Source organism: Paraburkholderia phytofirmans PsJN (genome assembly GCF_000020125.1).
GTDB classification, from domain to species: domain Bacteria; phylum Pseudomonadota; class Gammaproteobacteria; order Burkholderiales; family Burkholderiaceae; genus Paraburkholderia; species Paraburkholderia phytofirmans.
This window is the reverse complement of record NC_010681.1, coordinates 142345-157456: the sequence shown is the minus strand read 5'-3', so window position 1 is coordinate 157456 and position 15112 is coordinate 142345. Positions and strand designations below refer to the sequence as shown.

The following is a 15112-nucleotide window of genomic DNA, read 5'->3' as shown; positions in this document are numbered from 1 at the left end:
TGCGGGCCAACGTTGCGCTACAGCATCCGGCCCCCCCTTCATCCGCGCGCGAAGCCATCATGCGGTCAGTCTATGCCGATACGCTGCGCTGGCGCCCTGAGGTGGTTCCGGGCTCCGTCCATCATTCGGCAAGCCCGCCGGGCACCGCGATGCCGGAGTACGTCGCCTGCGAGTCACGCCTCCTGCTCTCGGAAATGGCATCAATGGTCGCAAGGGAAACCATGCGCCGGTCTCCCGGGAAGGACAACCTCCCGCCGGACCAGCTCATCGTCTGTGCGACAAGTTTTGAGGACGACCTCGCGCTATCGTGCGCGGGGCGGCTGCACAGCGAGCTGGGATCGACAGGTGTGCCGTTCGCAATTGGACAGCTGCAGGGTGTCTCTTTCTTTCTTGCGCTGCAGATGGTGTCCGACATGATGGCCAGCGACGAGCGCATGCGCAGCGCACTGATCGTCGGCGCTGAACGCTGGCTGCCACCGTTCTCCAGGCAGGTCGGCGCGCTCACCGCATTGGGTGACGGTGCAGCCGCCGCGCTGGTCACGCGGCAGGTGGGGCCCGGATGGCGCGTGCTCACTGTCAACGTCGATACGCCCGGCCTCCCATTTTCGTTCCTCGATGTCTGTGTCGACGAAACAGTCCTGGTCGAAGTCATCGGGCGGACGTGCACGCAGGCAGGCCTGAACCCCGCGGAAATCAACTGGGTAGTGCCCCCGCGCATCAATACCACCCTGGCATGCGACGTCAGTGCAGATGCCGGGCTTCCTGTCTGGCGGATGTGGTACCCCGAACCGCGCGACATCGGGTATCTATGTGCCGCAGACGCGCTGGCGCAGCTCCACGTATTGCTGCGGTCGGTTGCTCCGACGGATGGGCAACGCATCCTGCTGTGGGCGACCGGCCTCCAGGCGCAGGCTGCCTGCGCGATCCTTCAATACTGCGGGAGCTAGCGATGCCTGCGCCCTCAACCCGTTCCGTGCTGTCGCTGTCCGGTATCGCATTCAGCGTTCCGGCCCGGTCGGTCGATGCGAACACCTGGGCTCGTCGCTGCGGATTGCCCGAGGCCCGCGCGACGGGACTGCTGAAGAACGGTGTGCAGCAGTTCCACGACGCCGCAGCGGCTTCTCCCGTCACATTCGCTTGCGAAGCGGTTGCCGCCCTGCTTGAAGATACGGGCACGACACCGGCAAGTATCGATTCCCTGATCTACACGCACACCATCCAGAGCAGCGTCATGGCACCGCCTGCCGGCACGGCAGCCTTCGTCCAGTCCCATATGGGACTGGACCGCGCACTCGCGTTCTCGGTGATGCAGCAGAACTGCGTCTCGCCGATGGCCGCCATCCGCGTGCTGCGCGTGCTCACCCTCGCGGGGCGCCCGATCCAGCGGGCGATTGTCGTCTGCGCGGACGTGATGGGTTCAGGCTGCGACCATCTGCGCGCCATCCAGGATCTCGCACTACACAGCGACGGCGCATGCGCGCTCCTGCTGGAGCGCGGCGGCGGCCACAACGACATCGTGGGACTGCACCTTTATACCGACGGGCGCTACTTCCGCGGCACCGACGACGACCTGCAGCCCGTGCCAGACGACCGTTACTACTGGTCGGCATTCGCCACGATGCGTGCGGCGCTGCGACAGGCTGGCGTCACGGGCAATGAACTTGTCCATGTCCTGCCTCACCACGTGAACCTGCCTGGCTGGTCGCGCCTCATGACCATGCTGTCCGTACCACAGGAGCGCCTTTACATGGCCAATTTCTCACGCCATGGGCACGTGTTCGGCGCGGATCCGTTCATCAACTTCCACACCGCGCCGCACGGGCAACCGGGCTCCTGTTCCCTGCTGTTCTCCAGCGGACTTGCTGGCTGCTTTGGCGCCATGGTGATCCGCCACTGATCCTGAACCTGACCGCTATCCAGCCATGAGAAATCTCCTTGATCTCGTCCAGTCGGCCGCTCGCCGCACACCCGACGCGCAATCGCTCGTCTGTGGCGATGTCCGCCTCACCTACCGCCAGCTGATGCAGCACAGCCATGCGTTCGGGCAGGCCCTCTCATCCCTCGGCGTGGCTCCGGGCGAACGCGTCGCCGTCCTCCTCGACAAGCGAATTGAGACCGTTGTGTCGATGCTCGGCGCGAGTGCCGCAGCATGCGTTTTCGTTCCGGTGAATCCACTCCTGAAACCGGGCCAGGTGGCCCACGTGCTTCGGGACAGCGGCGCCCGGTGCCTCGTCACCTCCGCATTGCGCGCCCGTTCCCTGACCGCGGAGGGCGTTGCGCCTGTGGTCGACGTGATCATCGTGGATGAACCGGACCCGGGGCCTTCTGTGCTGTCGGGCTCGGTGAGGCTCCACCGCTGGCGAGACCTGTGCATCACCCGGCCCGACGACGCGTCCATCCCGTCTGCGGGTGCCGCCTGTATCGATACTGACCTTGCGGCCCTTCTCTATACCTCCGGCTCGACCGGTTTGCCCAAGGGCGTGATGCTCAGCCACCGGAACCTGCTTGAAGGCGCCTGGAGCGTCGCTGAGTACCTGCGGCACGGTCCGTCGGACCGCATTCTCGCCGTCCTGCCACTCAGCTTCGATGCGGGCCTTAGCCAGCTGACCTCGGCCTGGTCGGCAGGCGCGACAGCGGTGCTGCTGAACTATCTCACGGCGCACGACGCCGTCCTTGCGTGCGTGCGGGAGCGCATCACAGCGATCACGGGTGTGCCGCCCCTGTGGATGCAGCTTACAGCAGCAAACTGGCCCGACGCGGCGCGCAACAATCTGCGCTATTTCGCGAATACCGGGGGACGCCTTCCGCTACCCGTCCTGCAGAAGCTGAGGGCGCTGTTTCCGCGCGCCACCCCCTTCCTCATGTACGGGCTGACGGAGGCGTTCCGCTCCACGTTCCTCGACCCGGCCGAGGTTGACCATCGGCCGGATTCGATTGGCAAGGCCGTGCCCAATGCGCGCGTCCTGGTGGTCCGTGAAGACGGTACGACGTGCGCTCCCGACGAACCGGGCGAACTGGTCCATGTGGGCGCGTGCGTCACGCTCGGCTACTGGAACGACGCAGCGCGCACCGCACAGCGCTACCGCCCTTCGCCTGAGGCGAAACCTGGCGGCACGCCGCGTGACATCGCGGTGTGGTCCGGGGACCTTGTGCGATACGACAGTGAAGGCTTTCTCTATTTCATCGCTCGCAACGACGCCCAGATCAAGAGTTCCGGCTACCGGATCAGTCCTGAGGAGATCGAGGAAACGGTACATGCAAGTGGCCTCGTCGTGGAAGCCGTAGCGCTCGGTGTGCCGGATGACGAGCTCGGCGAAGCCGTGGCGCTATTTGTCGTCCTCGCCGGTGATGCGGATGTCGATGGGCTGCGCGACTGGTGCATGCAGCGTCTTCCACGCTACATGGTTCCCCGGCATATCGTGAGTTATCGGGATATGCCGCGCAATCCCAACGGGAAATTCGACAGGGCAGCGCTCCGCAGCGGGGTTGCGTCGTGCGGGGCCGCCTCGCTGACGGGTCGTTCAGGGGAGCGGACATCATGAGCCTGACTTTCCTCCAGCGCCCACCCGGGCTGCAGTTCAATGGTATCGACGTGCGCCAGCTGGCCGACCGTGCCGGCCAGACACCCTTTTTCGCGTACGACCGCTCGGCGATCGACACCCGTGTGCGGGAATTGCGCAGCCTGCTGCCCTCCGCCATGCAGCTGCACTACTCGATCAAGGCGAACCCGATGCCCGCCGTGATCCACTACCTGGCCCAACGGGTCGACGGGTTCGATGTTGCCTCCGCGCAGGAGATGGCGCTGGCACTCGATGCCGGTGCCACTCCCGACTCAATCGGCTTTGCCGGGCCAGGCAAGTCTCACGACGACCTGCGCCGCGCGGTCGCCAGCGGCGTCAACGTTCACGTCGAGTCGGATACCCAGTTGCGCCTTGTTACCGCGCTCGGATGGGAGCTTGGCGTGCAGCCGAACGTGGTGATCCGCATCAATCCCGATTTTCAGGTCGGCCACAGCGGCATGCGCATGGGCGGCAGTGCGGCTCCGTTCGGCGTGGATGTCGACCAGATTCCGGCATTGCTGCACGAACTCGAAACGCGGGAAGTCGCGCTCGCCGGTTTCCACGTCTTCTGGGGTTCGCAGTGCCTGCATGCCTCAACCATCATCGAGGCCCAGCGCCAGAGCGTGGATCTCATCCTTCGGCTCGCCAGTGATCTGCCTCGACCACTACGGTTCGTGAACCTGGGTGGCGGCTTTGGCATCCCCTACTTTCCGGGCGAAACACCACTCGACACGAAGGTGGTCTGCGAAGCGATGCACGACTGGCTGCCCAGGCTTTGCGAACGTCTGCCCGGAACCACGCCCATTCTGGAACTCGGGCGTTATCTCGTAGGAGAGGCCGGCATCTATGTGTGCCGTGTCATTGACCGGAAAGTCTCGCGCGGCAGAACATTCGTCATCACGGACGGCGGACTGCATCATCATCTGGCGGCTTCCGGCAACTTCGGCCAGGTCCTGCGCCGCAACTTTCCGGTCGTGATCGGCAACCGGCCAGACGGCATATCACGCGAGCGGTGTTACGTGGTCGGGTGCCTCTGCACGCCGCTCGACCGCCTCGCGGACGACGTTGAACTTCCCGAAGCGCACATCGGGGATTTCGTGGTGGTGAAGCAGTCGGGTGCCTATGGCCATTCGGCAAGTCCGGTGCATTTCCTCAGCCACCCGGAACCCGTCGAAATGCTCGTGTGACACTGCCCTATCCCGGAGAAACGTCATGCCATTCCGTGAATCCGTTGTTGCAGATCCCGTACCTGTGTCGTGGGCGCTCGACGGTGACCAGCAGGGGCTCGTTGCGGCCGCAAGGGACTTCGCACGCGAGCGCCTCGAGCCGCTACTGGGAGGCGCACCCGACTCCACGCGGTGGACCGAAACGGTCCAGCTCGCCGCCACGCTCGACCTCGCGACCATGATCCTGCCGGAACAGATGGGCGGCATGGGCATCACCCGGCACGACCTTGCACTGGTCGTTGAACAGTTCGCGGCGGGCCCGCTCGAGCGGGCCGCCGAACTGACACTCAGCAGCGCCGCACTGATGACGCTGCGCGAGTACGATGCACTCGATCGGCTGCCCGACCAGCCTATCCAGCACTACCTTGACGGCACGACATCGATTGCGCCTGGCATACCCGACGTCGACGCTTCAGGTTTCTGGGTGTTGCGCCAGCAGGCATCCTCGCACGCAATGATGGTCCGGCTGGAGGGCGGATATCCGCAGCTCGTGCTCGCCAAGCTACCTGCCCGGCGGGTCGAACCATACTCCGCCGTCGTTGCCCTGCCGGGCGCACTCTCGATCGGACGATACACCACAGCACCACCATGCGCAGGCGATATGCAGTGTCTGGTGGTGCCCGATGACGGGAGGACCGACGGCAATTCGGTACGGCGGTGGCTTGTCGACGCAGCCATCTACTTCGCTGCGCTGCTTTCTGGCGCGGTCCAGCAGGGCGTGAACTTCGCCCTGGCCTACAGCGCTTCCCGCCAGACGTTCCGCAGGCCGATCGCTGCGCATCAGCTCGTCGCCGCGCGGCTCGCCGACATGCTCATCTCGGCTCATACCACCCGCCTATTTCTCCGGTCCGTCGCAGCACAGGAGACGCAGGTGCAGATCAGGTCCGTACGGTCGATGGCCCACCACGTTGCGACTGAGGCACTGGACGTTGCAAGGGAACTCGTGCAGCTTTGCGGCGGCCATGGCTACGTGCAGGGACTGCCGCCGTCGGCTCGCTTCCAGACGGTGCACTGGTTTGCGATGCTGCTCATGAAGGTCGAGGCCGCGCTGCGCGCGTTCACCGTAATCGGGTGAAACGTACACCGGCAGGAGGTTCGATGTGAGGGACGACGCAAAGGCACAGGCATCCATCCGGCAGACGGAAGGATCCCTCCAGACGTCCGTAGGAACGGCCTCATGCTGGCTGCGTGAGCCCGATGGCAATGACGTCAATGACATCGCGACCTGGCTCGCCGATCCGGGCATCAACCAGTGGTTCGACTTCGGGCAGGGTCGCCAGACGCTTCCCGTTCTCGCTGTGCAGCTCATGATGCAAGGCGGCCGGCATCGTCTCCGCGTCTTCGGCGCCACGGGCAACCCCCTCGCCAGTGGACTGGTTGCCGTCAGCGATCTCACACACGCCTTTGGCACGGGCTCATTCTGGGTACTGCGCGACAGTCGGCGGCCCGCGTGCAGGAACATGACGCTTCTCGCCTCCACGGCGATCCTTCGCGAGGCGTTTGAAATCGGGCGGCTGCATTGCATCACGGCATGGGCCGTGGACTGCAATGTACGTTCGCGACGCCTGCTCGAACGGATCGGATTCCGCATGATCGGGATGCAGCGCGATTGCCATGTCATGCAGGGATCGCGATGCGGGCGAGTCCTCTACGATCTGCTGCCGGGCGATCTGCCCAACGGCTTCCATTCAGCTGCGGGCGGCCCATGAGCCCGGCCGTCATCACCGCCGTGACGGCCTGGGTGCCTGATACCATGACGCTGTCCCGATGGACGGCAATGGAGCCGGCACTTCGCGCGACCGGTCATTCTGGCTGGGATGCCTGGGTGAAGTCGTGGCATCCCGACTACGGGCACTGGATCGAGGCGTCGCCACATGGGGAAACCGGTGGTTCGCTGCCTGTGCCTCCCGGTCTTCTGCCGCTCGACCTGGCGTGCGAGATACCGGTCGAAACCAGGACAGATCTGTCAGGACTCGCCGCAAAAGTGGCAAACGGGATCTGCTCGGTGCGGCCGCATCGCGTGCGACCCATCGATGTCGTGATGTTCTGCCATAGCATACCGGACGAGCACGTTTCCACGACGGTTGCCGGGCGGCTGTGTGCCGAAGTGGGACCGCCGTGCTTTGCTTTTTCGGTCTCGCAGCAGCATGGCGCGTCACCCTTCACAGCGTTAAGGCTTGCTTCCGACCTGCTCGACGCTGAACCGGACGTGCACACGATACTGATCGTTGCAGCGGAGAAATGGTATCCGCCGTTTTCCAGAATCTGCGGACCTGGCATCGTGCACGGGGACGCTGCCGGTGCACTGCTCGTTGAAAGAGCCGACCGGAGAACAGACGGCCTGTACCTGCTCGATGCAGCAGTCCGGCACGTTCCCCAGGAGGTCGGACGATGTACCGAAGTCGTCCCGGAGGCCTGGACATTCTCGTTGCTGTCGATAATCGACTTTCTCCTCGCGCGACACGCCCTTCGTTGCGATGAAATTGACGAGATTGTCGGACAGCCAGGCATGACGTCGCTCGCGGCTGCAGTCAGTGAGCATTTCGGCCAACCAAACGCGAGAGCGCAGCATGAGGTCGGTATTCATCTCGGCGCAGCCGATTCCATCGTACGACTGGCACAGACACTTAACCGCACGGCGTCTCTGCGAGCGCGCCGCACGCTGCTCTGGGGTTACGGGATAGGTGGTTTCGTCGGCTCGGCGCTGCTGGGCGCGAACGGCGTGCCCTCCTTCTGTCAGCATGACGAGGTCCGCCCCGCCTCATGATTCCCGATCTCGGCATAGCGCACGTCGCTTTTTATCTCCCCCCGTGCATCGACAATATCCGGGACTGGGGGCAACGTACCCGGCAGACGATCGCCACCGTGCGGAAACTTGAGCAGGCCGGAATGTATAAGTACCGCAGTGCGAACGGACAAACCGCAATTGGCCTGGCGGCCAGCGCGGTTCAGCGCCTTCTCGTTGCGTCCGCTATTGCGCCGCGTGAGGTCGACTGCCTCGTCTATGTTCACACACTACAGGGCAGCATCGCGCCGCCGCCACAGTCGTTGCCGGGCCTGCTGTGTGACCGGTTCGGCTTCAGCAACGCTGAAGCCTTTTCGTTCGCGCAGCAGCATTGTGCGTCGGGCCTTGGCGCACTGCGCGTGATCAGGGCAATGTTCGTCGCCCGCCCCCATATGAAACGGGTGCTGCTTGTCGGCGCCGACGTCATGCCGCTGGCATCAGAAAGATTAATGATCGCCGAAGGGATTCTGGGGGATGGTGCGTTTGCCGCCTTCATCGAGCGCGACGCTCCCATCAACCGCCTGGTGGCGATCACAATGCATGCCACCGGCGCAGGCTGGCGAGGAGTGCTGGAACAAGACGAATCGCGCCTGGCAGCACAACACTTCTTCACGGCGCGCAGACTGATCACACACACCGCCCGGCAGGCACATATCGCACTGGACGATATCCGTCGTATCCTGCCGCATCACCTTGACCTGCCTGCGTGGCACCGGTTGCTGGATTCGCTGCGGATTCCCAGGGACCGGCTGTTCTCGGAGAACTTTTCGCGCATCGGGCACGTCACCGTCAGCGATGCATTCATCAATCTTGCCCAGTGTCACGACCTGGCGCCAGGGCAGCCATTCCTGCTGTTTGCAAGGGGTATCGGTGGATTTTCGGCAGTTGCACTGCTGGTCCGCTAGGGTCCCGCCACGGCACGCCTCCCGCTTCAGACACCCGTGAGCAAGGCAAACTGAATTCCCTTGGGATCTTTGTACCGCGAACCTCCAACTCGCAATCTGCATACTATAATGATTGTTAAATGCAGTCAGCTGGGCGGCCGTAAGGCGTTGAGCTGACGATTGGGGACGCCGCTGAGGCGGCGGTCACGTGTGGACCTCTGACTGGCTCCCCACCCCCGGTGACGCGCGTCGTATGAGCCACGCGGCTGTGGCACAGAGTCTTGCATCTGCGAGGCACACGCGACCCGGATTCTGTGGAGCAGCGCCGGGGTGACGAAGATGAAACATGTCTCTCGACGCCGTTCAAACGAACTCCAGCGCAGGGCATCTGAAGCGGATCATCTACTGGCTGATACGCCTGCACTCGTGATGCGTCTTGCATCCGCTTCGGACATTCCTTCGCTTGTCGATTCATTCGGCAGCGCGGCCACGACGCTTGGCTTTCCCCATTACGTCATCAGCCGCGTCATGCGCAGCCGCTCAAGCAACCTGAGCGTGAGCACGTAAATCGATGGGAATTCGGGGCGTTTTGAGCAGCTTGCGTGATGTAGCGGTGGGGGTCTCCCTCAGGCATCTTGCACAAACGACGCCCAAGGGAGAGTCTCGTGTCTGCCAAGAACCGAGACTTCCAGAGTGTGCCACGTGAGTGCCCGCGATCCCAACTTCTATCACCTGCTGTTACGTATCGATCAGGACTTCGCCGAACAGACCCGCGCGCAGCGTTGTCGCTGCGGTGGCGTACTCCATAGCGCCCGCTACCCGCGCAAGCCGCGCGGAATTTCATACGAAGCCCGCTGCCACTGCGAGTTCCGCTACAGCTTCTGCTGCGCCGACTGTCGCCGTCGTACCACGCCATTCTCGGTGCGCTTTCTCGGCCGGCGCGTCTACACCGCCGCAATCATGATTGTCGTCAGCGCCACGCGTGCGAGCGCCGGTACGGCCGCGGCAATGCGCCAGCTCGATGCGCTGGGCGTGCCACCCTCGACGATCGCGCGATGGCGGCACTGGTGGATGACCGGGTTTGTCGGCACACCGTTCTGGGCGCTCGGACGGGCGGCGTTCGTGCCGCCCGTCGAGACCGCACAGGTGCCGGCAAGCCTGCTCGAGCGCTTCGCTACCACGCAGCCTGCCGAGCCATTGCCATGCCTGCTGCGCTGGCTCTCACCGCTCACCAGCGGCAGCGCCGTGAGCACCCTGCGTGAGGGACGGTAACCGCCCGCAGAACTTGTCGCTCGCCCCCCTCGGACTGCGCCGGTAGTCTCGCCTCTCCCCCGAATCGCGGCGCGGTGCGCCGCATCCCTGGAGAGAGCATGACTGAACTTCACGATTTACCCCTGCGGGATCGTTGGGCGCGCCTGCGCTTTGCGGTTGTGGGCCCCTTGCTGGCAGCACCGCCTGAACCCGGGCAGGTGCGCGAACTCATCACCGCGCTGGCCGCCAAACGCTGGCGTCATCCCGTCACTGGCGACGATGTCCAGTTCGGCCGCTCCACCGTTGAGCGGTGGTTCTACCGGGCCCGCAAGGCGGCCCACGATCCGGTGGCGAGCCTGCGCGACCGCAAGCGCCCCAGCGGCGCCGGCGCAAGCCTGTCGCCTCAGGCGGTACAGGCGATTCGCGCGCAGTACCGGGAACATCCCGGCTGGACCTGCCAGTTGCACGTCGACAATCTCAAGGTCACGCTCGGCCCGGCGAACCTGCCGTCGTACACGACGGTGCGTCGTTATCTGCGTGCGCAGGGCCTGTCCCGTGAACGCAAGCCGCGTCATACCAGCGCCGGCGCGATGCTCGCACGCGATCGCCTCGAGAAGCTCGAGGTCCGCAGCTTCGAGGTCGAGCACGTCAACGCGCTCTGGCATCTCGATTTCCATCACGGCTCGCGCAAGCTGCTCACGCATGATGGCCAGTGGATCACGCCGATGCTGCTGTGCGTGCTCGATGACCGTTCGCGCGTCGTCTGTCACGCGCAATGGTTTCTCGATGAGACCGCACGTAGTCTGATCCATGGGCTCACCCAGGCGCTCCAGCGTCGTGGCCGGCCTCGCGCACTGATGACCGACAACGGCGCAGCAATGCTTGCCGAGGAGACGACCGCCGGCTTGCTCGCGCTCGGCGTGCTGCACCAGACGACCTTGCCATATTCGCCGTACCAGAACGCGAAGCAGGAAACGTTCTGGGCCCGCATCGAAGGGCGCGTGATGGCCATGCTCGAAGGCGAGCCCAATCTCACGCTCGAACTGCTCAATCAGGCCACCCACGCGTGGATCGAGCGCGAGTACCACCACGCGCATCATTCTGAGATCGGTGGCACGCCGCTCAAACGCTATCTGGCCGGCCCCGATGTGGGCCGCGAATGCCCGTCGAGTGACGCGCTGCGCGCCGCATTCCGTATCGACGTGACGCGCGCCCAGCGGCGCTCGGATGGCACCGTGAGTCTGGCCGGCACGCGCTTCGAGATTCCCTCGGCCTACCGGCACCTGCAGCGCGTGCACCTGCGCTATGCGCGCTGGGACCTGAGCGGCGTCGATCTCGTCGACGCCGGCAGCGGCGCCGTGCTGTGCCCGCTGCGGCCGCTGGACAAGGCCGCCAATGCTGATGGCCAGCGCAGGCGACTCGATGCCGTCAATGTCGAGCCGCCACCGGCCAGTGCGCCCGGCATCGCGCCGCTGCTACGCCAGATGCTGGCCGACCACGCCGCAACCGGGTTGCCGCCAGCCTGGATTCCCGCCAACTGGCAGGAGGAGGCATGAGCCAGCGTCTGCAAGCCCTCTACGGCCTGAAGTGGAACCCGTTCTCGCCGGAGCTTCCCCTCGAAGCGCTGTACGTGCCGCCGCGCGTCGAGAACTTCTGCTGGCGCATCGAGAACGCGCTCGTGCGCGAAGGCGGCTTCGCGATGATCCACGGCGAGCCGGGGACCGGCAAGAGCGTGGTCATGCGCGTGCTGGCCGAGAAGCTCGAGCGACTGACCGATCTGACAGTCGTCTCGATCAATCATCCGCAGAGCAACCTTGCCGACTTCTATCGCGAGATGGGCGACATCTTCGGTCTGGAACTCCGGCCGCACAACCGCTGGGGCGGCTTCAGGTCGCTGCGCGACCGGTGGATGTCGCACCTGCAAAGCACGCGCCGGCGCCCAATCCTGCTGATCGACGAAGCGCAGGAAATGAGTCCCGGCGTGCTCAACGAACTGCGGCTCATGGCCAGCGCCCGCTTCGATTCGCAGCCCCTGCTGTGCGTGGTGCTCGCCGGCGACACGCGCCTGACCGACAAGCTGCGGCGCGACGAACTGCTGCCACTGGGCAGCCGTATCCGTTCCCGCCTGGGGACCGAGAAGGCTTCGGCCGACGACCTGCTGGCCTGCCTCGAACATCTGCTCGCCAGCGCCGGCGCCCCGCAGCTGATGACACCGCCGCTGCGCCACACGCTGTGCGAACACGCGCTGGGCAACTACCGCGTGCTCACCACGCTCGCCAACGAACTGCTCACCACCGCCGCGCAGCGGGAACTGTCCGAACTCGACGAGAAGCTGTACTTCGAGGTCTTTGCACCATCAACACAGTCCTCGCGCCGCACGCCAGCGCGTCAACCCAACGGAGCCCGATGACATGTCCCGTAAAGCATCACCTCACAAACCCAACGCCTCCCGGAGCTTGCCATTGCCCGAGCTCTCCGACGAGGCAGCCTACATGATGCAGTTCTTCATCGAAGACCTCTATCTGTGGTTCAGCCGCGCCTACGCCACCCAGATCCGCCGCTATCGCGAGCCCTGGTACCGCGGTCCGACACAGCCGCCACACCAGAGCATTGACGAGCCATTCTGAAACGACAACGGGAGCTTCATCGCTCCCGTTTTACTTCGTCCCTCGAACATCATTTATGTTGCTCATTGCCCCATCGATTTACGTGCTCACGCTCAGCAACCCACGCCGCACGGCGATAGAAATGATCGGTGCCCACTACCCGCGGGAATGGGTACAGTATTACGAGGGGCGGGATTATGCGGCCACCGATCCCGTGCATCGGGCTGCGTTCATCCAGTCCACGCCTTACCGGTGGCACGATATCGCCGGCCTGAGCAAAGCCGAACGTCGTCTGCTCGACGAAGCAAAAGAGGCAGGGCTGCCCGGCGGCCTTAGCATCCCGGTCCATCAGGCCGATGGCAGTGTCGTGCTGTTCAATCTGTCCGGCCCCCTTCATTCCGTGAACGATGCCATCAAGTCACGGATCGCCTGCCTCATCAGCACACAGTTTCATTGCGAACTGCATCGGCTCTCCCCGATATCACGATGCAGGGCCTCGCGCCTGCTGACGCCATGTCAGATCGTATGCCTGACCTGGGTCGCCCGCGGCAAGACCTCGGCCGAAATCGCCAAAATTCTCGGGCGATCTCACTATACCGTTGACTACCACATCGGAAAGGCAATGCAGGCGCTCAACATGTGCAGCAGGACGGCCGCCGCCGTCTACGCGAGCGTCCAGGGCATCATCAAACCCTGAACCTGCTTTTCCGACAGATCCCTCACATCCGCTATACACCGCCGTGCAGGCAAGGTGCGTCAGCGCACGCTTGCGTGCTGACCGACACCCTCCTAAAGCTCCGAGTTTCCGCGCCGCAGGTGCGCTGATAGCGTCGTGTCAAACGCTGACACCCGGAGGAGCCCATGTCTTTCATTGTCGCCGGCAGGCTTGATGAGCTGCCACCGGATATCCATCGCCGTCTCGGAGTCTTCCGCCACAAGGTCTTCGTCGAGCGCCTGCACTGGGAAATACCCGGCGTCCACCAGGATGCCACAAGCGAGTGGGATGAGTTCGACGGAGCCAATACTGTCCATCTGGTCGCGCTGTCAGGAGGCGGCGAGGTATGTGGATGCGCCCGACTTATGCCGACCACTGGGCCCTATCTGCTCCGCAACGTCTTTCCGGAACTTGCAGGTCCATGCCCCCTGCCGTCATCCCCTTCGGTATGGGAGATGTCGCGATTCGCCGGTTCAGGGCTACCGGATCGCCGGACGGGCTCGACGTCGGGCATGTCCCTGTTCCCGTATGCCATGGCGCTCGCCCTCTCGTTCGGCGCAACACGCGTGATCGGCGTGGTCTCACGGCCTGTTGCCCGCCTGTACCGACGTTTCGGGCTGGAACTGCACGATATGAACGTTCATGCATCCGCCCATTCCGACATCGTTGCGTGCTCAATCGACCTGGGGCTTCCCACTTTCCAGAGACTCCAGTGCGATCCGCTTATATTGCTGGCCTCCGTCACCCGCTTCGGAGAGCTATCCCTTCCCGAACCTTGCGAACATTCGGGGCATGCGTGCGATGAGATGTCCGGCGCAGTCTGTCGCGGAGGGGCGACGCGCAAGCAGGCAACCGTTTAGACAGCTTGACACTGGAGCGTAGCGTCAGCGCATACGGGCTGGCCGACAATGATGCCGGTTGTCGGCCTCCTTCACCCAGTCCGGCCTGATCGCCGATGCATATGCCTGACCGCTGCGCGACGCCTCGCCATTCTGTTGTGAACTCAAGCCGAGGCACTCATCGATCGCGTGTGCCACCGTCGCAGACTTCGGAGGACGATCGCGATCGCAGTCACCCCAGAAGGTACACATCGCATCGAACAGAATGGACAGGATCGATGTCATATAGGGCAGCTTCACGACGACGCCCTCACCCGGTTGATCGCTCGCTGGCGTGCCCCAGTGTTCCTCGAATCCGTCGTTGGGCGCCATGATCCGGAGGGAATCGAGTTCTCGCTGCAGGCGATCTTCAAACGAATAGTGAACGGTCGCCGAGTGCGCGAGCGCCCTGCGTAACTCGCAGAGCTGCCGGTCCTTCAGCTCAACACATCGGGTCAGCCGACGGACTTCGGCTTCGGCCCGCCGCAACCGCCGATCAGGGACTGCGTTTGCAGATGGTATCGGCGGGACGCTGTCCATTTCCGTGGCGGTCCATGCATTGAGTTCTTTCATGATGTTCCCTGCCTCAAATGCGGATACTTGTATTGTTCCGGCAGCGCCCGTTTCTCGCTGTCCCCTGCAAACGGAGTGGCACGCGCAGTTTCCGCCAGCGATCAATCGTGTGCGTTGATCGCTGTGGAGTTATGGGGCTTCGCCCACGTATCGTTTTTCGGTTTTCTCAGACGAAATATCAACTGCGAAAAATGGCAGGGTGCGCCATAGCTGGTACAGCATGCACTTGCGCCAGCGCGGCAATGCATGCGCGCCCTACGTCGACAGCGCTGGCCGCGTCAAGCGGCAAGCACGGCGAACCTGCTATCGCAAGATCGTGGTGGTTAGCACGCTGTCATCGCGCAGAACACCTCTCGAACGCTCGCAGGCCGGAATGGCCGCAACTTCGTTTCCTGACAGGCCCCCTCATGAGAGCAGACCGCACTCATGTGCGGCGCAACGCGTGGTCCAGTGCCATGCTGCACTTTTCGATCGGATCGCCAGCGCATTTGCCCAATCCGAACCGCCGGCTCGTCCCCGGCCGCACAGACAAGGGTACAATCCGTACACAAAGTTATTTGCGTCCCCGCCATGGAGTATCACGTTACCTACGAGTACAGTTTGTGCAATGCACCCGACGATTACATCGGTACGG

16 protein-coding genes are annotated in these 15112 nt (G+C 63.9%); 15 read left to right on the top strand and 1 reads right to left on the bottom strand.

All coding sequences use genetic code 11. The annotated features are described in order from the left end of the window. The first annotated feature begins 59 nt into the window (after nt 1-59). The 15 genes from BPHYT_RS00660 (at nt 60) to BPHYT_RS00595 (ending at nt 13887) form a co-directional block, all read left to right on the top strand. A complete protein-coding gene (locus tag BPHYT_RS00660) occupies nt 60-947 on the top strand; it encodes a 3-oxoacyl-[acyl-carrier-protein] synthase III C-terminal domain-containing protein (protein WP_223274463.1) in 888 nt (295 codons plus the stop codon). Between the two features lie 2 nt (nt 948-949). Beyond that, nucleotides 950-1897 carry a ketoacyl-ACP synthase III family protein gene (locus BPHYT_RS00655; protein ID WP_012431228.1) on the top strand — a complete coding sequence of 316 codons (948 nt, stop codon included), beginning with the start codon at nt 950-952 and terminating at the stop codon, nt 1895-1897. A gap of 25 nt (nt 1898-1922) precedes the next feature. Then, nucleotides 1923-3542 carry an acyl-CoA ligase (AMP-forming), exosortase A system-associated gene (locus BPHYT_RS00650; protein WP_012431227.1) on the top strand — a complete coding sequence of 540 codons (1620 nt, stop codon included), beginning with the start codon at nt 1923-1925 and terminating at the stop codon, nt 3540-3542. After that, nucleotides 3539-4747, top strand: coding sequence for a pyridoxal-dependent decarboxylase, exosortase A system-associated (locus tag BPHYT_RS00645; RefSeq protein ID WP_012431226.1), 1209 nt, complete (start codon nt 3539-3541; stop codon nt 4745-4747). Before BPHYT_RS00650 ends, BPHYT_RS00645 begins: the two co-directional genes overlap by 4 nt. Before the next feature lie 25 nt (nt 4748-4772). After that, nucleotides 4773-5861, top strand: coding sequence for an acyl-CoA dehydrogenase family protein (locus BPHYT_RS00640; RefSeq protein ID WP_012431225.1), 1089 nt, complete (start codon nt 4773-4775; stop codon nt 5859-5861). A 25-nt stretch (nt 5862-5886) separates the two neighbouring features. Continuing rightward, nucleotides 5887-6495 carry a GNAT family N-acetyltransferase gene (locus tag BPHYT_RS00635; protein ID WP_012431224.1) on the top strand — a complete coding sequence of 203 codons (609 nt, stop codon included), beginning with the start codon at nt 5887-5889 and terminating at the stop codon, nt 6493-6495. Continuing rightward, entirely contained in the window at nt 6492-7553 is a 1062-nt protein-coding gene (locus tag BPHYT_RS00630; RefSeq protein ID WP_012431223.1) for a beta-ketoacyl-[acyl-carrier-protein] synthase family protein, read from the top strand. The genes BPHYT_RS00635 and BPHYT_RS00630 overlap by 4 nt, the downstream gene beginning before the upstream one ends. Next, nucleotides 7550-8476, top strand: coding sequence for a 3-oxoacyl-[acyl-carrier-protein] synthase III C-terminal domain-containing protein (locus BPHYT_RS00625; protein ID WP_012431222.1), 927 nt, complete (start codon nt 7550-7552; stop codon nt 8474-8476). Before BPHYT_RS00630 ends, BPHYT_RS00625 begins: the two co-directional genes overlap by 4 nt. Nucleotides 8477-8785: 309 nt before the next feature. Next, nucleotides 8786-9022 carry a hypothetical protein gene (locus BPHYT_RS38530; protein ID WP_167315740.1) on the top strand — a complete coding sequence of 79 codons (237 nt, stop codon included), beginning with the start codon at nt 8786-8788 and terminating at the stop codon, nt 9020-9022. Between the two features lie 135 nt (nt 9023-9157). Beyond that, the gene (locus tag BPHYT_RS00620; protein ID WP_007176046.1) at nt 9158-9727 is read left to right on the top strand and encodes a hypothetical protein; all 570 of its coding nucleotides are present in this window, start codon (nt 9158-9160) and stop codon (nt 9725-9727) included. A 98-nt stretch (nt 9728-9825) separates the two neighbouring features. Next, entirely contained in the window at nt 9826-11262 is a 1437-nt protein-coding gene (locus BPHYT_RS00615; protein WP_012250652.1) for a helix-turn-helix domain-containing protein, read from the top strand. Next, nucleotides 11259-12116 (top strand): ExeA family protein, encoded by an 858-nt coding sequence (locus BPHYT_RS00610; RefSeq protein WP_012427050.1) that lies wholly within the window; start codon nt 11259-11261, stop codon nt 12114-12116. Before BPHYT_RS00615 ends, BPHYT_RS00610 begins: the two co-directional genes overlap by 4 nt. Before the next feature lies 1 nt (nt 12117). After that, nucleotides 12118-12333: a hypothetical protein gene (locus BPHYT_RS00605; RefSeq protein WP_012250658.1), complete on the top strand. Its 216-nt coding sequence runs from the start codon at nt 12118-12120 to the stop codon at nt 12331-12333. Between the two features lie 55 nt (nt 12334-12388). Further along, nucleotides 12389-13009, top strand: a complete 621-nt coding sequence (locus tag BPHYT_RS00600) for a LuxR family transcriptional regulator (protein WP_012431221.1) — start codon at nt 12389-12391, stop codon at nt 13007-13009. A 164-nt stretch (nt 13010-13173) separates the two neighbouring features. Then, entirely contained in the window at nt 13174-13887 is a 714-nt protein-coding gene (locus BPHYT_RS00595; RefSeq protein ID WP_012431220.1) for an acyl-homoserine-lactone synthase, read from the top strand. A 24-nt stretch (nt 13888-13911) separates the two neighbouring features. Here BPHYT_RS00595 and BPHYT_RS00590 read toward each other — a convergent pair whose 3' ends face one another. Next, nucleotides 13912-14478, bottom strand: a complete 567-nt coding sequence (locus BPHYT_RS00590; protein ID WP_012431219.1) for a hypothetical protein — start codon at nt 14476-14478, stop codon at nt 13912-13914. Nucleotides 14479-15112 lie beyond the last annotated feature (634 nt).